The sequence below is a fragment of the Henriciella sp. genome (assembly GCF_049649345.1).
In the GTDB taxonomy this organism is placed as follows: Bacteria; Pseudomonadota; Alphaproteobacteria; order Caulobacterales; family Hyphomonadaceae; genus Henriciella.
On the sequence record NZ_JBARZC010000244.1, the window covers coordinates 1 to 16,230 of the forward strand.

17 protein-coding genes are annotated in these 16,230 nt (G+C 61.4%); 10 read left to right on the top strand and 7 right to left on the bottom strand.

The annotated features are described in order from the left end of the window. From WA989_RS06235 to WA989_RS06275, 9 genes are all read left to right on the top strand, one after another. Positions 1–716: glycine--tRNA ligase subunit alpha (locus WA989_RS06235; protein ID WP_424339642.1), on the top strand; the 716-nt coding region annotated here is incomplete at its 5' end. Next, on the top strand, positions 713–1,081 hold the full coding sequence (locus WA989_RS06240; RefSeq protein ID WP_424339643.1) for a cupin domain-containing protein: 369 nt from the start codon (positions 713–715) through the stop codon (positions 1,079–1,081). The genes WA989_RS06235 and WA989_RS06240, both read left to right, overlap by 4 nt. Further along, a complete protein-coding gene (locus tag WA989_RS06245) occupies positions 1,072–1,560 on the top strand; it encodes a hypothetical protein (protein WP_424339644.1) in 489 nt (162 codons plus the stop codon). The genes WA989_RS06240 and WA989_RS06245 overlap by 10 nt, the downstream gene beginning before the upstream one ends. After that, complete coding sequence (locus tag WA989_RS06250) at positions 1,553–2,089, top strand: hypothetical protein (RefSeq protein ID WP_424339645.1); 537 nt, start codon at positions 1,553–1,555, stop codon at positions 2,087–2,089. The genes WA989_RS06245 and WA989_RS06250 overlap by 8 nt, the downstream gene beginning before the upstream one ends. A gap of 48 nt (positions 2,090–2,137) precedes the next feature. Then, complete coding sequence (gene glyS, locus WA989_RS06255) at positions 2,138–4,561, top strand: glycine--tRNA ligase subunit beta (RefSeq protein WP_424339646.1); 2,424 nt, start codon at positions 2,138–2,140, stop codon at positions 4,559–4,561. 15 nt (positions 4,562–4,576) lie between these two features. Then, the gene (locus WA989_RS06260; protein WP_424339647.1) at positions 4,577–4,972 is read left to right on the top strand and encodes a hypothetical protein; all 396 of its coding nucleotides are present in this window, start codon (positions 4,577–4,579) and stop codon (positions 4,970–4,972) included. A gap of 1 nt (position 4,973) precedes the next feature. Beyond that, a complete protein-coding gene (gene ppdK / locus WA989_RS06265; protein WP_424339648.1) occupies positions 4,974–7,667 on the top strand; it encodes a pyruvate, phosphate dikinase in 2,694 nt (897 codons plus the stop codon). A 362-nt stretch (positions 7,668–8,029) separates the two neighbouring features. Continuing rightward, positions 8,030–9,025, top strand: a complete 996-nt coding sequence (locus WA989_RS06270) for a cell wall hydrolase (RefSeq protein ID WP_424339649.1) — start codon at positions 8,030–8,032, stop codon at positions 9,023–9,025. 9 nt (positions 9,026–9,034) lie between these two features. Then, on the top strand, positions 9,035–9,694 hold the full coding sequence (locus WA989_RS06275; RefSeq protein ID WP_424339650.1) for an O-methyltransferase: 660 nt from the start codon (positions 9,035–9,037) through the stop codon (positions 9,692–9,694). Positions 9,695–9,697: 3 nt separating this feature from the next. Here WA989_RS06275 and WA989_RS06280 read toward each other — a convergent pair whose 3' ends face one another. From WA989_RS06280 to nadA, 7 genes are all read right to left on the bottom strand, one after another. Next, positions 9,698–10,090, bottom strand: coding sequence for a nuclear transport factor 2 family protein (locus WA989_RS06280; protein ID WP_424339651.1), 393 nt, complete (start codon positions 10,088–10,090; stop codon positions 9,698–9,700). Positions 10,091–10,110: 20 nt separating this feature from the next. Beyond that, on the bottom strand, positions 10,111–10,920 hold the full coding sequence (locus WA989_RS06285; protein WP_424339652.1) for an SDR family oxidoreductase: 810 nt from the start codon (positions 10,918–10,920) through the stop codon (positions 10,111–10,113). Between the two features lie 57 nt (positions 10,921–10,977). After that, entirely contained in the window at positions 10,978–11,829 is an 852-nt protein-coding gene (gene nadC, locus WA989_RS06290) for a carboxylating nicotinate-nucleotide diphosphorylase (RefSeq protein ID WP_424339653.1), read from the bottom strand. Continuing rightward, complete coding sequence (locus tag WA989_RS06295) at positions 11,826–13,373, bottom strand: L-aspartate oxidase (RefSeq protein ID WP_424339654.1); 1,548 nt, start codon at positions 13,371–13,373, stop codon at positions 11,826–11,828. The genes nadC and WA989_RS06295 overlap by 4 nt, the downstream gene beginning before the upstream one ends. Before the next feature lie 21 nt (positions 13,374–13,394). After that, positions 13,395–13,841, bottom strand: a complete 447-nt coding sequence (locus WA989_RS06300; protein WP_424339655.1) for a hypothetical protein — start codon at positions 13,839–13,841, stop codon at positions 13,395–13,397. Next, positions 13,838–14,293, bottom strand: a complete 456-nt coding sequence (locus WA989_RS06305) for a hypothetical protein (protein WP_424339656.1) — start codon at positions 14,291–14,293, stop codon at positions 13,838–13,840. Before WA989_RS06305 ends, WA989_RS06300 begins: the two co-directional genes overlap by 4 nt. Positions 14,294–14,377: 84 nt before the next feature. Further along, the gene (nadA, locus tag WA989_RS06310) at positions 14,378–15,526 is read right to left on the bottom strand and encodes a quinolinate synthase NadA (protein WP_424339657.1); all 1,149 of its coding nucleotides are present in this window, start codon (positions 15,524–15,526) and stop codon (positions 14,378–14,380) included. Between the two features lie 348 nt (positions 15,527–15,874). Here nadA and WA989_RS06315 point away from each other — a divergent pair, with 348 nt between their 5' ends. After that, positions 15,875–16,222 carry a hypothetical protein gene (locus WA989_RS06315; RefSeq protein ID WP_424339658.1) on the top strand — a complete coding sequence of 116 codons (348 nt, stop codon included), beginning with the start codon at positions 15,875–15,877 and terminating at the stop codon, positions 16,220–16,222. Positions 16,223–16,230 lie beyond the last annotated feature (8 nt).

The following is a 16,230-nucleotide window of genomic DNA, read 5'->3' on the forward strand; positions in this document are numbered from 1 at the left end:
ATGTCCAGCCGTCCCGCCGCCCGGCCGATGGCCGCTATGGCGAGAACCCGAACCGGCTCGGCCATTATTACCAGTTCCAGGTCATCCTGAAGCCCAATCCGTCAAACCTTCAGGACCTTTATCTCAATTCCCTCTACGAGATCGGCATCGACCCGGCTGTCCATGACATTCGTTTCGTCGAGGATGACTGGGAAAACCCGACTGTTGGCGCCTGGGGCCTTGGATGGGAAATCTGGTGCGATGGCATGGAAGTCAGCCAGTACACTTATTTCCAGCAGGTTGGCGGGCTCGACGTGTTCCCGGTGTCCGGTGAGCTGACCTACGGCCTCGAACGCCTCGCCATGTATGTGTTTGGCGTCGACAATGTCTATGACTTGCCGTTCAACGACCCGGCCTCCGAAGTGCCGCTGTCTTATGGCGATGTCTTCCTGCAGAACGAAATCGAACAGTCGGCCTTCAATTTCGAACTCGCCGATGTCGACATGTTGCAGACCTGGTTCACAGGCTGCGAAAGCCAGTCCAAGGCTCTGCGCGAGGCGGGCAAACCGCTGCCAGCCTATGACTATGCGCTGAAAGCCAGCCACGTCTTCAACCTCATCGATGCGCGCGGTGCGATCAGCCCGACCGAACGCCAGGCCTTTATCGGCCGGGTGCGCGATCTTGCCCGCGGCGCCGCCGAGCTTTGGGCGCAGCAGGAAGAGGAGCGGGCGGCATGACGCACACGGTCGACCTCTCCGAAAAATTCTCCCGCTTTTCTGAAACCTGGACGCCGAAGATCGTTGGCGCCGTCAATGACATGCACGTCAAGCTCGCCCGGCTTGCAGGCGAATTCGAGTGGCATTCGCACACAGAAGAAGACGAGTTATTCTTCGTTGTCGAGGGCGTGCTCCTGATGCAATTCCGCGATCGCACCGAGCGTATCGAACCGGGCCAGTTCCTCATAGTGCCGCGCGGCGTCGAGCATTTGCCGGTCACCGAGACAGATGAGGTTAAAGTCATGCTACTTGAGCCCGCGACAACCCTGAATACAGGCGAGGGCGAGGCGTCAGAGCGAACCGTGAAGGATCTGGAATGGCTATAATCCGCACCGTTTCGCTCGTCTCTGTCCTGGCGCTTGGTCTGGCTGGTTGCGGGACCGGAACAGATGAAAATGAGCGCGGGAGCGAACGCCCGGCCGCTATTGAGGCGCCTGTCATCGGTACGGATATGCCCATGCCGGTCGACGATCCGTTCTGCACCTTCACCGCAGACGCCGAAGCGGGCGCACCGCCTTACGTCTTCGTCACGCAGATCGGCGAGAGCATTTATTACGGCTATGCCGAGCTCGACGGCGAGGTGACGCGCCTCACGGAAGTCGAGGCCGGGTTCGGCGCCGGCATAGAGACGCGCCGCTATGTCACCGAAGACGAGGGCGCCGAGCTGGAAGTCATCCTGCTGGAAACCGGCGCGGAAGCTGAGCGCATCACTTATTCCGGCTCCGTCCGCGCAATCTTCCCGGTCGAGGGCGCGGCCGTGAAGTTTATCGGCGAATGCCGCGCCGCCGGAGAGATCGATGAATAGGGCGAGCGCGATCCTGGCCGCCTCGGCCTTGCTTGCTACGGCCTGTGCTGACGAAACAGCCCCGGCCGGCCCGGCCGACCCCACGCCGGAGTATAAGCAGAGCATTGACGAGGCCGGAGCGCCGCCAGAGGAGGTCGCAGAGACCAATCCGCAGGCGCTCAAAATCGGCGTCATGCACGCCCCGCGCCCTGACGCCTATTGCACGCTGATGCAAGCGAGCCACGAATTTGTGTTCGATGACCGCAGCACCTGGCGCTTTGTCTTCCTGACCGACATGGAGGGTGATCCGCAGCCGGCGACGATCAGGATCAATGAAGAGGATCTGCGCTTTTTCGAAGAGATGAAGACCGAGAATGGTGACGGGATCGAGACCTGGCGCTACCGGTCAGAAGATCGCTCCATCCTGGTCGAGTTGCAGCTGCGCGCCGTCGATAGCGGGATCGAACACACTGATTATGAAGGCACGATGGCGATCATCGAGCCTGTCGAAACTGAAAAAATGGGGATCAAGGGCAGTTGCGGCGTCTGAGCGCCTGCGCCATTACCCTGATCTCAAACACGGGAATACCTCCACTTCATGGCTGACCTTCTGCTTGAGCTCTTCTCCGAAGAAATCCCTGCGCGCATGCAGGCCAAGGCTGAAAGCGATCTGAAAGAGGCGCTGGTCAAAGGCCTCGCCGATGCGGGCGTCGAGCATGGCGAGGTGACCGCGCTGTCTGGTCCGCGCCGTCTGGCCGTCGCGATTGCCGGCCTGCCGGAAAAGTCTGCTGATGTGAGCGAAGAGCGCAAAGGCCCGAAAGTCGGCGCGCCAGACAAGGCGGTCGAAGGCTTCCTGCGTGGGGCAGGGCTCTCGTCGATCGATGAAGCAGAAGTGCGGAGCGACCCGAAAAAGGGCGATTTTTATGTCGCCGTGCGCGAGATTCCGGGCCGTCCGCTAAGCGATATCCTTGCAGAGCTTGTGCCGCAGATCATCCGCGGCTTCCACTGGCCCAAATCCATGCGCTGGGGTCGGGGCGAGCTGCGCTGGGTGCGCCCTCTTCAGAGAATTGTCTGCGTTTTCAACGGCAAGACGGTCGAGTTTGAGGTCGATGGCCTGAAATCCGGAAACGAGACCGAAGGCCACCGTGTGCATGGGCGCGGGCCTTTTACTGTTTCATCGCTGGACGAGTATCGCACGAAGCTCGAAATGGAAGGCTCCGTCGTGCCGGCGCGCGAGGATCGCCGCCTGCTGATCGAGGAGCAGGCCTACAAGGTCTGCGCGGACGCCGGGCTTGAACTGGTCGAGGACAAGGGGCTTCTCGATGAGGTGACCGGCCTTGCCGAATGGCCCTTCGTCATCCTGGGAGACATGGACCCGGCCTTCCTTGAGCTGCCGCCGGAAGTCGTCCAGCTTTCCATGCGCACCCACCAGAAATACTTCGCCGTGCGCGACCCGAAAACAGGCAAGCTTGCGCCGAACTTTGTCGTGGTCGCGAATATCGAGCCCTCCGATGGCGGCAAGGCCATCGCGTCGGGCAACCGGAAGGTTCTCTCGGCCCGGCTCGATGATGCGCGCTTCTTCTGGGACAATGACCGGGGCACGCCGCTTGAGAAAATGGCGAAGAAGCTCTCCACCATCGACTTCAAGAAAGAGCTCGGCACGATCGCCGACAAGGTGGAGCGCGTCGCTGCGCTCGCCCGCGAACTCGCCCCGAAAGTCGGCGCTGATCCGGACCAGGCCGAGCGCGCCGCCCGCCTCGCCAAGGCTGATCTCGTCTCCGGCATGGTGGGCGAGTTCCCTGAGCTTCAGGGCGTGATGGGCGGCTATTATGCCCGTGAGCAGGGCGAGGACGATGCCATCGCGGTTGCCATCGCCGAACACTACAAGCCGCAAGGCCCATCAGATGCTGTGCCGACCGAACCTGTCAGCATCGCCGTCGCCCTCGCCGACAAGCTCGACACGCTGGTCGGCTTCTGGGCCATCGACGAGAAACCGACCGGCTCGAAAGACCCGTTCGCGCTGAGGCGGGCGGCGCTGGGCGTCGTGCGGATCATTCTGGAGAATGACGTTCGGTTCGGTCTGGTTGATTTGTTCAAATCAACGCTGAACAAACTCTACAATCCATTTCTGCTGGAATATGGATATGACTTTTTCGTTTCTTCTCGCATGGGGCAGAGTCGTTGGGACTTGCTGAGAACGAGCGCCAGCGACCCGTTCGTTTCGTGTTTGATCAATCGTTCTGGCATCAGCGCCATTCAAGCTGTGCGCCTCTGCAATTATATGATTCACGGCGGAGATGACCCACTTTCCAAATCCAATCACCAAACCTTTTTAGAGAAATTGGAGATAATCTACGACGCGATTGGCAAGTACTGTGAATCGGAAGACTTGATCGACCCGTGGCCCGGCGGGTTCGAACAGTCACTTGAAGCCAACCCATCTCGGAAGGTCGAGAGCCAGCCTGAGCTATGGGCTATAAAAGGCGTTGGTTATTTTACCGAAGACCTCCTCGCCTTCTTCGCCGACCGCCTGAAACAATACCTCCGCGACGCTGGCGCGCGCTATGACCTCATAGATGCCGTCTTCGCGCTCGGCGAGGATGATCTCGTCCTGATCGTGAAACGCGTCGAGGCGCTCGGCGCTTTCCTCGAAACCGAGGACGGGGCGAACCTCCTCGCCGGCTACAAGCGCGCCGTGAACATCCTCAAAGCCGAGGAGAAGAAGGACGGCAAGGTATTTGCAGGCACGCCTGACAAATCCCTTTTTGAGCAGGATGAAGAGAAGACTTTGTACGCTGCCATCGAAAATTCGGTCACTGCGGCAGATGCCGCTCTCAAGGCCGAAAACTTCGAGAAAGCGATGATTGCGCTATCATCCCTGCGGGCACCGGTAGATGCCTTCTTCGACAGCATCCAGGTCAATGCGGACCGCCCAGAACTGAGGCAAAACCGCCTCTTGATTCTGAATTCCATTCGTGACGCTTTGCATCGTGTGGCGGATTTTTCCAGGATCAGCGGCTAGGTAAATACGGATCGCATGTTCATCTTTGTGCTCATCATCATTGCAGCGGCGTTCGGGCTTTACAGCCTGTTCCAGAGACCGTCGCAGCGGGCTGTTGAGATCTTCAATGCGCATGGGGACACGCCGGACCGCATGAGCGACCGGGACCGCGCCTATGTCGCAGACTTTTACCGCCGGTTTGGCGGCAATGAGTTTCGCCTGAGCGCGATCGAGGATCGCAAGCTCGATGGCGACCTTGCCGAGCGCTACGCGGTTCAGTCGGGCCGGCTCGACGACCGGACGGTGCTGGGCGTGCGCCTGCCGCATCTGAAATTACTCAATTCGTTCGAACCCGGACGGTATCAATTGACCAGGGACGGCATCGCCGTGGCGGAATCTGTCCTGAAGAACGAAAATCGTGGAGAGGCTTGATATGGGCGATACGGCTCAGACAGTAGCAAAAGATCAGTGGGTCTATTCCTTCGGCGGCGGGACCGCGGATGGCGATACGACCATGAAGAACCTGCTCGGCGGCAAGGGCGCGAACCTTGCTGAAATGGCGCGTCTTGGCCTGCCTGTGCCGCCCGGCTTCACGCTGACCACCGCTGTCTGTACCGCCTATTACGATCTCGGCGAGAAATATCCCGATGGCCTCCGCGCCCAGGTCGATGAGGCGCTCAAAGCCGTCGAAGCCGAAACCGGCAAGACATTCGGCGATCCTGAGAACCCGCTGCTTGTCTCGGTGCGCTCAGGCGCCCGCGCCTCGATGCCGGGCATGATGGACACCGTCCTCAATCTCGGCCTGTCGGAAGTCACTGTTCAGGGCCTCGCCAAGAAAGCCGGCGAGCGGTTCGCCTATGACAGCTATCGCCGCTTCATCCAGATGTATTGCAATGTCGTCCTCGGCCTCAAGCATGACACGTTCGAGCACATCCTCGACGACTATAAAGAGCGCGAGGAGTACAATCTCGACACCGAGATGACGGCCGACGACTGGAAGGAAATCATCGCCCAGTATAAGGCCGCGGTACAGAAACAGCTCGGCAAGCCATTCCCGGACGATCCGCGCGAACAGCTCTGGGGCGCGATTGGCGCCGTGTTCGGCTCCTGGATGAATGACCGGGCGATCCTCTATCGCAAGCTCAACGATATTCCGGCAGCCTGGGGCACGGCGGTCAACGTCCAGTCCATGGTGTTCGGCAATATGGGCGAGACATCGGCCACAGGCGTTGCGTTCACGCGCGATCCTTCGACGGGCGAGAAAGTCTTCTACGGCGAATTCCTGGTCAATGCGCAGGGCGAGGATGTCGTTGCCGGTATCCGGACGCCAGCGCCGATTTCGCGCTCACGGGCCGAGGCATTGTCGTCTGAAGAACTGCCGCTCGAAGAGGCGATGCCGGCCGTTTATGAGGAGCTGGTCGCCGTCGCAAACAAGCTCGAAAGCCATTACCGCGACATGCAGGACATCGAGTTCACGGTCGAGGACAACAAGCTCTACATGCTGCAGACCCGGACCGGCAAACGCACGGCGGGTGCCGCCCTCAAGATCGCCGTCGATATGGCGCAGGAAAAGCTGATCAATGAGGAAGAAGCCGTACTCCGCCTGATGCCCAACCAGCTCGACCAGCTGCTCCACCCGACCATCGCGCCGGACGCAAAGCGCGATGTGATCGTCAAAGGCCTGCCGGCCAGCCCGGGCGCAGCTGTTGGCAAAGTGGTGTTCGATTCAGACGAAGCGGCCGCGCTCGCCGAAAAGGGCGAAGACGTCATCCTGATGCGCGTCGAAACCTCACCGGAAGACATTCACGGCATGCATGCGGCGCGCGGTATCGTGACGGCGCGTGGCGGCATGACTTCGCACGCGGCTGTCGTGGCGCGCGGTATGGGCCGGCCCTGCGTCTGCGGGGCAGGCGGCCTTCAGATCGATCCAGCGGCGGGCATCTTCCGCGCCGGTGGCCGTGAGTTCAAGAAGGGCGATGTCGTCACGATTGACGGCGCTGAAGGCGAAGTCCTGATCGGCGCCATCGAGATGGTCAAACCTGACCTGTCCGGCGATTTCGGCAAGCTGATGGAGTGGGCCGACAAGGTGCGCAAGCTCAAGGTGCGCACCAATGCCGAGACCCCGCACGATGTCGAAACCGCCAAACAATTCGGCGCCGAAGGTATCGGCCTCTGCCGCACAGAGCACATGTTCTTCGACGCTGAGCGGATCCCGGTCGTCCGCTCCATGATCCTCGCCGGCGACAAGGCAGGCCGCAAGGCCGCGCTCTCCAAGCTATTGCCCATGCAGCGCGGCGACTTCGCGGACATCTTCCGCATAATGGAAGACCGGCCCTGCACGATCCGCCTGCTTGACCCACCGCTGCACGAATTCCTGCCGCATTCGGAAGCCGAAATGGAAGATGTCGCCGCCTCAGCCGGCGTGTCCGTGGAGGCCCTCAAACGCCAAGCGAATGAGCTTCATGAGAGCAATCCGATGCTCGGCCATCGAGGCTGCCGCCTCGGGATCACCTATCCGGAAATCTACGAGATGCAGGCGCGCGCCATCTTCGAGGCGGCTGTCCAGATTGCCAAGGAAACAGGCTACAGCCCTGTGCCGGAAGTGATGATCCCGCTGGTCGCCACCCAGAAGGAGCTCGACATCCTCAAGGCCCGCATCGATGCGACGGCCAAATCTGTCTTCGAAGAGACGGGGACAGAGCTCGAATATCTTGTCGGCACCATGATCGAGCTGCCGCGCGCCGCTTTGCAGGCGGCCCATATTGCGAAGTCTGCCGCCTTCTTCTCCTTCGGTACGAATGATCTGACGCAGACTACGCTCGGCATTTCGCGCGATGATGCGACCCGCTTCCTCAAGGCCTATGAAGAGCAGGGCATCTACGAGAAGGACCCGTTCGTCACCCTCGATCAGGAGGGCGTCGGAGAGCTGGTGAAGATCGCCGTCGAGCGCGGCCGCTCGACCCGTCCGGACATCAAGCTCGGCATTTGTGGCGAGCACGGCGGTGACCCGGCATCGGTCACTTTCTGTCACCATCTGGGACTGGATTATGTGTCCTGTTCGCCCTACCGGGTGCCCATCGCAAGACTCGCTGCGGCCCATGCTGCACTGCAAAAAGAAGAGGCCTGAAACAGGCTTTTTGGGCGCTCCAGGGCGGGCTCGCGGTCTATAAAAGGCCTGCGGAACCGTTGTATTTCAGCAACACTTCATTTCGCCAGCGTGATGAATGTGGCATGAATAGGCCTTGTGCGAGGTCTGAAACTACTCGGTTTTTCCCGCTGACCGCCGATGGCGTTAACGGACAGGTAACCGGAAGCGTTCCGAAGCTCACGGAAATGTAAGTCTTCAAACCCGTGTTTTAATTGCTAAGTCGCGCTCAGATTCAATACTTACTCCAACAGAAGCCGGAGACATCAGGGAAGAAGCGACGAGCCACCACTTGGCCCGATAAGTGCTTCGATGTCACAAAATCGGTACAGAGGGGACAGGTGATGTCACTCAGAAAGACGACACAGACGCCGCAGATTTTTGCGGACAAATCGCTTCGCGGCCGCGTTCGCCGCTGGTGGCTTGCCAAGTCTGACGACGAGCAGCGCGGGTTCGCCACCCGTTCGGCGCTCGTTTCCACCTTTGCTGTGGGGCTGGTCTTTGCGCTGCCTGCCATATCTTCGGCCAATGCCGAGAAGCAGGCCGAGGCCCAATACCGGGCCCAGACGCAGCGCTTCGCTGAAACCCAGGATGCCGGCTCTGCCGTTCGCGCCGATCCCAAGGCGCCTGAATTGATGAATCACGAATGGCTGCGCAATGTCGAATATTCGCTCGAGCGCAGCCCGGAAGATGCGCTGAGCCGCTATGGCGGCCTTGAGCGCGACTCTGCCGTGCTGGCCCGCATGAAAAGCTTCGAGCCGGTGCATCTGGCCAAGGCCGAGGAAATGAGCCGGCAGATGAAATGCCTAGCACAGGCTGTCTATTACGAATCGCGCAGTGAAACGACGTCAGGCCAGCTCGCTGTCGCCGAAGTCATCATGAACCGCGTCAAGGATCACCGCTATCCGAACACGGCCTGCGATGTCGTCTATCAGGGCGCGACCCGCACCACGGGCTGCCAGTTCACCTTCACTTGCGACGGCGCGCTCGACCGCGAGCCGCGCGGGTCGAAATGGTCGGCTGCAAAGTCGATCGCAGCGCACGTCTATCTCGGCTTTGAGGAAAAGCGCACGGCTGGCGCAACGCATTATCACGCCACCTATGTGAACCCGGTCTGGAATTCAGGTCTCATCAAGACCTCCAAGATTGGCACGCACATCTTCTACCGCTTCCCTCGCGGCGCGGAGTGGGCGAGCGCCCGCGCTGCCCAGCAGGCCCGGTTTGACCGTGAAGCGTCCCGAGATGATGGCGCGTCCAGCACGATCGTGACAATCGAGTCGCCTAAGTCGACGGAAGATCTGAACGCCCGCTCGCTGAACGTTCTCAGCCCTGCACCATAGGCCCCTCATATGAGTGAAGAAGGTCTGTTCGAGGCAGTCGACACTTATATCAACAGCCTTTTCGTTGAAGACGATCCCGTTCTTGAGCGCGCTGTAGAGCGCGCCGCGGCAGCAGGGCTGCCAGAAATCCAGGTCTCGCCCGGGCAGGGCAAACTCATCTACCTGCTGGCAAAGATGATTGGCGCAAGGCGCATCCTCGAAGTCGGCACGCTTGGCGGCTACTCGACTGTCTGGCTCGGCCGGGCGCTGCACAAAGACGGCGAACTGGTCAGCATCGAGCTTGAACCGGCGCATGTGAAAGTCGCGCGCGAAACCCTCGCAGATGCCGGTCTCGACGGGTCATGCCGCGTTGTCGAAGGCAAAGCGCTCGATGCCATGCAGGCGCTAAGCCCGCCCTTCGATATGGTCTTTCTCGACGCCAACAAGGATGGATATCCAGCCTATCTCAAACAGGCGATCCGGCTGGTGCGGCCCGGCGGGCTTATCGTGGCGGACAATGTCGTGCGCGAGGGCGCGGTGCTGAAGCCGTCATCGGTCGATGCCAATGCGATTGGCGCGGCCGCGTTCAACCAAGCCCTCGCCAGCCATCCCCAGCTCGAAGCCATTATCCTCCAGCAGGTTGGCGTCAAAGGCCATGACGGCCTCGCCGTTGCCCGGGTGAAGGACTAAACCTTATTCGCCCGCGGCCTGTCGGGCATAATCGTCCGCATCAAACCAGCCACGCGAGGCCTTCACCTTCATCGTGCTGTCGAGATCCCATTCCTCCCAGCCCTTTATGCTGAGCGGGTTTCCACTTGCGGCATCGTGGCCCGTGAAAGTCCACAGATAGAGAATGTGGTCGCCGGCCTGGCGGACATGATCGCAGGTCAGTTTGAGATCCGGGACATCGGCAAAGAAGCCGGTGGCCATCTCCGCTACGCCTTTGCGACCGCGCCACGGATCGCCGCGATTGATGATGATTTCGCCGTCTTCGGAATAGAATGATGCGACCGCTTCGGCCGAGCCGGAATTCCAGGCGGCCGTGTAGTCTTCGGCCACCCGGCCGACCCTGTCTGTATCTGTCATGTGTCCTCCTCCTGTGAGGCTTACTCCCGCGGCCCCAAATTCTTCTCCAGGCTCTTCTTCAGCCGTTTCGGCATGAAGCGCGCGGCAAAGCGCGTGCGTTCGGCCATCTTCCCTGCCATGTAGTGCACCTCCTTGCCATGGGCCGCATCCCAGGCGCGCTCTGCAGCAAGCTCGACGGGATAGACGTCCTGGCCGGACTCGCGGATCATGTCGGACATCTTCTCATTGGCGCCGTCGGCCTTGCCCATGTCGAGGATCGGAGTGTCGATGAACCACGGCATTAGAGATGTTACTCGGATGCCGAGATTGGAGAACTCCACATCCAGCGCTTCGGTAAGTCCGCGCACGGCGAACTTCGTGGCCGAATAGACCGCCAGTTTCGGAGAGCCGACGACGCCCGCCGTCGAGGCCGTGTTCACGATGCGCGACCCCGGTGTCTGCTTGAGCAAGGGCAGGGCGGCCTGAACGCCATTGATCACGCCCTTAACATTCACATCGACGACCCAGTCATTGTCCTCGCCGTTCATTTCCTCGAACCAGCCATGCCGGCCAACGCCTGCATTGTTGAACAGGACGGTCAGCCGGCCATCGGTCGCCTCGCTGAACGCGCTCATGCAGCGGTCCCAGTCTGTGCGCTCGCGCACGTCGAGCTTGCCAGAGATGCAATTCTCCTCGCCGATCTCGGCGGCGACCTCTTTCAGCCCGGCCTCGTTGACATCGTAGAGGCCGACAAACCAGCTGCGGTCGGCGAACAGCTTAGCTGTGGCTGCGCCGATGCCAGACGCCGCGCCGGTAATGAAAATGCTCTTGCGGCCATTGCTGACGCCCATGTCCAGTCCTCCCGTTTTGCCGCCTTCTTGCACGAGGCAGCCATCAGGAAAACAGGTTCAGGGCAGGTCGAGGCCGACGTCAAGGTTTGACGCAGAGTGAGTGAGCGCGCCGACCGAGATATAGTTGACGCCGGTTTCTGCAATGCCTGCAATCGTGTCGAGGGTGACCCCGCCAGAGGCTTCGGCCTTGCAGACGCCGCCGATCATCGCGACGGCCTTTCGCAGCGTTTCATTGTCCATGTTGTCGAGCAGAACGGCATGCGGTTTCAGCGGCAGAGCCTCTTCGAGCTGCTCGAGCGTGTCGACCTCGATCTCGATCATGCGGAGGTGGCCGGCATAGGTATGCGCGCGTTTCAGCGCTTCGGTGACAGAGCCGCAGGCGGCGATGTGATTGTCCTTGATCAGGATCGCATCGTCGAGGCCGTAGCGGTGGGATGTCCCGCCGCCGCAGCGCACGGCGCGCTTCTCCACGGCGCGGTGGCCCGGCGTCGTCTTGCGCGTGCAGACAAGCGTCGCATCGGTGTGGGCGATCTTTTCGACATAGGTCGCCGTCAATGTCGCGATGCCGGACAGGCGGCCGAGAAAGTTCAGCATGGTGCGCTCGGCGATCAGGATGGAGCGCGCTTCACCCGAGAGCGTCGCGATCACAGCGCCGGATTTCAGCGCATCGCCATCCTGAATTTTCTGGTCCAGCGTCACGCCCGGATCGACCAGTTTCAGCGCATAGGCGGCGGCGTCCATTCCGGCGAGCCGGCCTGGCTTTCGCGCAGTGATGTGCGCCTCGATAGTTGTGCCGGGCGTGATGGTGGCATCCGTGGTGAGGTCTCCGGCGCGGCCGAGATCTTCTGCAAGGGCGAGGCGAACGAGCGGGTCGAGAACGAGGTCTGGCAGGGGGGGCAGGGCGATCATGGGGCGACCTCCTCAATCTGTGGGGCAGGGGCAAGCGAGATGAAACTCCTGCGGGCGGTTTCGTTGGTTTCGGGGAAATCGGAGCGGAAATGTCCGCCGCGGCTTTCCTCTCGTGCAAGCGCGGCCTCGGCGATGAGCTTCGAGGCGGTCAGCGCCCGCGCTGCGCCATAGCGCTCGGCCAGACGGTCGATCTCGGAGATGAGTGCGGACAGACCGTTCGCCTCGCGCACGACGCCGCAATGTTCGGCCATGCCCGTGCGCAGCATGAGCAGCGCATCGGCCGGCAGATCGGCAGGCACATGGCCTTCGGACGGGGTCGGGGTCTTGAGGTCGCTGTCCTTCAGGCGCTCGGCAATGCGCGCCGCAAAGACCACCGCCTCGAGCAACGAGTTGGAGGCGAGCCGGTTCGCGCCATGCGCGCCGGTTGAGGCGCATTCGCCGCAGACGGACAGACCATCGAGCGTTGACCGACCCCACATATCTGCGACCACACCGCCCATATGATAGTGCGCGGCCGGCGCCACCGGTATCGGCTTTGTGCGCGGGTCGATGCCTGCGGCCATGCACGCGGCAAAGACGGTGGGGAAATGGGCCGGGAACTCAGCGCCAACCGCCTCGCGCGCATCCAGAAACGCCCCGCGCCCGGCCGCGCGCTCTGAATGAATGGCGCGGGCGACCTCGTCGCGGGGGGCGAGTTCGGCGGACGGATGGTAGCGGGCCATGAAAGGCTCGCCGCTGGCGTCCAGCAGAACAGCGCCTTCACCGCGAAGCGCCTCTGTTGCGAGCGGAGCCGGATCAAGCCCGACATCCATGGCGGTCGGGTGGAACTGGACAAATTCAGGATCTGCGATCAGCGCGCCGGCGGCCCAGGCCATGGCGAGGGCATCGCCGCGTGATTGCGGCGGATTGGTCGTCACCCGGAAGAGACCGCCAGACCCGCCTGTGCAGAACACCGTCTCCCGTGCGGTCATGGGCGAGAGCGCGCCAGCCTTGTCCTTGACCACGGCGCCAGCGATACGCCCGCTATCGTCCTGCAAAAGACCCACGGCGCGATAGGGCCATTTCAGCGTAATGTGACCGGCCGCTTCGACCGCAGCGCTGAGCGCGCCCATGATCGCCTTGCCGGCAAGGTCGCCGGCCACACGCGCGACGCGCGGGACCGAATGGGCCGCTTCGAGGGACAGGGCCAACGCGCCTTCGGGCGTGCGGTCAAACGGGACGCCAAGTTCGATGAGATCGAGGACGCGGGCAGGCCCTTCTTCGGCGATGAGCCGGGCAATGATCGGATTGACCAGACCCGCGCCAGCCGCAATCGTGTCTTTCGCGTGGGCTTCTGCGGTATCCAGCGGGTCGAGCGCTGCAGCCAGCCCGCCCTGCGCCCAGGCCGAGGAGGCTGCTTCGCCGAGCGGGGCAGGGGCGATGACGGTGCATTTCCGGGGGGCGAGGCGGAGCGCCAGAAACAGGCCAGCCAGGCCTGCGCCGACAATCAGAATGTCAGAGTCTGCGCCGCGCGAGGGGGCGTGGATCAGGGCCGGTTCAGCCATCGGGTCAGGCGAAGCCCTGCATCAGGAAATCGCGCCCTCTGCCCGGCGCCAGATCGCCGGATAGGCGCCTGTTCCGAGCAGCACCCCGTTGAGCGTCGAGGCATCCTCGATCCGGAGCTGGAAATTGTCCGGCAGATAATTTCCCGTCGGGCTGCCTTCGAGGAAGTTCACAATGGTCGAGCGCACCGTGAGGACACCGTCCTCAACGTCAGCGGTACAGGTCTGCTCCACGGTATAGGTCACATCGACAGCCGGGCAGTCCTGGCGCGCGGTGAGCTCGCAGCCATAGCTCGATGGGTCATCGCGCGGGATGAGCCGGGCCTGACCGGTAAAGGAGCAGATTTGCTGGACATCGGCCTCGAAAGTCCAGAGGCCCGACAGGTTCGGCGGGAGCGGCGCGCTCGTCTGCGCGGCCACAGGCAGGGCCAGCAGGCCGATCAGGGGGAGAAGGCGCGGCCAGCCGGTCACGAAATACCCTCTTCAGAGCGAATGAATTCGGCCGGTGCGATCGCGGCCGAGACGAGCGAGCCATACATGCGTTTGCTGCTCTGGATGGTGAGCGCGAAATTGTCCGGCACATATAACAGCCCCTCGATCTTGGATTCGAGGAACTGGTCGATTTCGGACCGGATCGAGACCTGGTTGCCGAACCGGCGCGCCGTGCAGGACTGCTGGACGACCGAGCGGCCCCACATAGAGCAGACCTCGACGGCTGTCAGTTCGCAATCATAGACACCGGACTCCGGATTGGGGCTTAGCCGCGCCGTTCCCGACATCAGGCACTGGCCATCGCGATAGGGTTTTGTCTGGAAGGTCCAGTTGCCGAGAATGTCGCTTGAGTCCTTCTCGTCTGCCGCATAAGACGCCGGCGCAAACAGGAAGAGGCTGGCGGCAAGCAGGGACATCAAGGCTGGGCGCATCAGGCAGACCTCCAGAAAGTTTCGCGTCCCGGTGAAACGGGTCCAGCTTTCAGCAAACCCCGTCAACTAGGCCAATTCAAGGCATCAGGCCGCAGAAATGATTTCGATGTCGAGCGGTTTGAGACCGGTTTCGAAAGCGAGCGGCTTGTCAGTCTTCGGCAGGGCCAGCATCGCATCGATGGCGGCCTTCGCCTTCACGCGCGTCTCCTCGTCGATCTCGACCTCGTGCTTTATCTCGATCAGGCAGTCGAGAATGTTCTCAAGCGTGATCCGCTTCATGTGCGGGCAGAGATTGCACGGCCGGATGAAATTCACGCCCGGATTTTCAGAGGCGACATTGTCGCTCATCGAACACTCGGTGAGGAGAACGACCTTGTTCGGGCTTTCATCCTTCACGTAGTTAGCGAGCGCAGACGTCGAGCCGGCAAAGTCTGCCGCTTCCAGCACGTCCGGCGGACATTCGGGATGGGCCAGGATGACGACACCCGGATGGGCCTCGCGCAGCTGGCTCACATCGTCGGCGCTGAACAGCTCGTGCACTTCGCATGCGCCCGGCCATGTGATGATGCGGATATCGGTCTGCGCGGCGACATTCTTGGCCAGATACTGGTCCGGCACGAGAATGACGGTGTCAGTCTTCCATTCCTTGGCGACCGCCTCGACGACCTGCGCGGCGTTCGAGCTCGTACAGGTAATGTGGCATTCGGCTTTCACGTCGGCCGTCGTGTTCACATAGGTGACGATCGGATAGTTCGGATACTTTTCCTTGATCAGGCGCACATCGGCGCCGGTGATCGAGGCGGCCAGAGAACAGCCAGCCTCAAGGCTCGGGATCAGCACAGTCTTTTCAGGCGCGAGAATTTTCGAGGTTTCGGCCATGAAATGCACGCCGGCCTGAACGATGATGTCGGCATCGACCTGCGCGGCCTCACGGGCCAGCTGCAGGCTGTCACCGCGAAAGTCGCCGACCAGGCGGAAGATATCCGGCGTCATGTAATTGTGCGCGAGGATGACCGCATTCTTTGCTGTCTTGAGTCGATTGATCTCGGCCACAAGCGGCGCAACCGCAGGCCATTCCATCGGCGTGATGAAGTCCGAGACGAGCGGATACAGATCGTCCGTCTCTGCTTTCACAGCGTCGTCATAGGCAAGACCACGCGCGTCTGCGGCGTTCTGCGCGCGCAGCGGCGTCGGGGTGGGGCAACCCGGTCCTGAATCAATAAGTCTTGCCATAGTGTGGTCTCCACGCTTTTGCTCAATATGAGCATTATTTGGGTATGATAAGCCCGGATTTCAAGACTTTCCTGGAGGAAAGAGGAGAAAAGGGACACCCACGACTGCTTATAGGCGGGGTGAGCAAAAGCCGTGTAGCTCCTGTGGAAGGGGATGGCAAGGAAAATGTCGGTTTTGCGACACGCCGTCCCGGATCCGATCTTGATCAGGCTCTCCTAACGGGGCCGCGAAAAAAGAATCCGAGAAGAGTCAGCGGCTTGTTGTGAAATTAAGATTTCGTTTACCAAAATTTTGTTGCGCGGCGGAACAAAGAGTGAATATATCGCTCCGGAACGGAAGGAGAACGAAATGGAAAAGGTGAACTTTCGCGGACGCTCTGGCCGTCTTGTTTCTTTCGCCCGTATGGGCGTTGAAACAGACTGGGCACGCCATGCCGGTGTCGCGCTCTTTGCGGCTCCCGACACCTATGGCTGGCGGATCATCCGGATGGTCGAGATGACCGGACGCCTGCACGATGTTCAACCTTTCTGGGCGCAGCTCGATGCAGAGCGCTACGGTGCCCGCGCCATATTCGTTCACGATGAACCTGATTTCGAGGTCAGACGCGCCATATTGGCTGATCTCGAAGCAGGGCTGAGCCCGGTCTTCCCGGCTTTCTCCGGTGCTCAGCCCGCAAACTTGCGCCTTGCGGCGTAGCCCCGGGG

Excerpts from the sequence above, each read along its gene's own strand:
- nadC (WP_424339653.1), bottom strand. The coding sequence starts at position 11,829 with ATGATCGCCCTGCCCCCCCTGCCAGACCTCGTTCTCGACCCGCTCGTT.
- WA989_RS06305 (WP_424339656.1), bottom strand. The coding sequence starts at position 14,293 with ATGCGCCCAGCCTTGATGTCCCTGCTTGCCGCCAGCCTCTTCCTGTTT.
- WA989_RS06285 (WP_424339652.1), bottom strand. The coding sequence starts at position 10,920 with ATGGGCGTCAGCAATGGCCGCAAGAGCATTTTCATTACCGGCGCGGCG.
- WA989_RS06260 (WP_424339647.1), top strand. The coding sequence starts at position 4,577 with ATGTTCATCTTTGTGCTCATCATCATTGCAGCGGCGTTCGGGCTTTAC.
- ppdK (WP_424339648.1), top strand. The coding sequence starts at position 4,974 with ATGGGCGATACGGCTCAGACAGTAGCAAAAGATCAGTGGGTCTATTCC.
- WA989_RS06315 (WP_424339658.1), top strand. The coding sequence starts at position 15,875 with ATGGAAAAGGTGAACTTTCGCGGACGCTCTGGCCGTCTTGTTTCTTTC.
- WA989_RS06275 (WP_424339650.1), top strand. The coding sequence starts at position 9,035 with ATGAGTGAAGAAGGTCTGTTCGAGGCAGTCGACACTTATATCAACAGC.
- WA989_RS06245 (WP_424339644.1), top strand. The coding sequence starts at position 1,072 with ATGGCTATAATCCGCACCGTTTCGCTCGTCTCTGTCCTGGCGCTTGGT.
- WA989_RS06250 (WP_424339645.1), top strand. The coding sequence starts at position 1,553 with ATGAATAGGGCGAGCGCGATCCTGGCCGCCTCGGCCTTGCTTGCTACG.
- WA989_RS06280 (WP_424339651.1), bottom strand. The coding sequence starts at position 10,090 with ATGACAGATACAGACAGGGTCGGCCGGGTGGCCGAAGACTACACGGCC.
- WA989_RS06295 (WP_424339654.1), bottom strand. The coding sequence starts at position 13,373 with ATGGCTGAACCGGCCCTGATCCACGCCCCCTCGCGCGGCGCAGACTCT.
- WA989_RS06240 (WP_424339643.1), top strand. The coding sequence starts at position 713 with ATGACGCACACGGTCGACCTCTCCGAAAAATTCTCCCGCTTTTCTGAA.
- glyS (WP_424339646.1), top strand. The coding sequence starts at position 2,138 with ATGGCTGACCTTCTGCTTGAGCTCTTCTCCGAAGAAATCCCTGCGCGC.
- nadA (WP_424339657.1), bottom strand. The coding sequence starts at position 15,526 with ATGGCAAGACTTATTGATTCAGGACCGGGTTGCCCCACCCCGACGCCG.
- WA989_RS06270 (WP_424339649.1), top strand. The coding sequence starts at position 8,030 with ATGTCACTCAGAAAGACGACACAGACGCCGCAGATTTTTGCGGACAAA.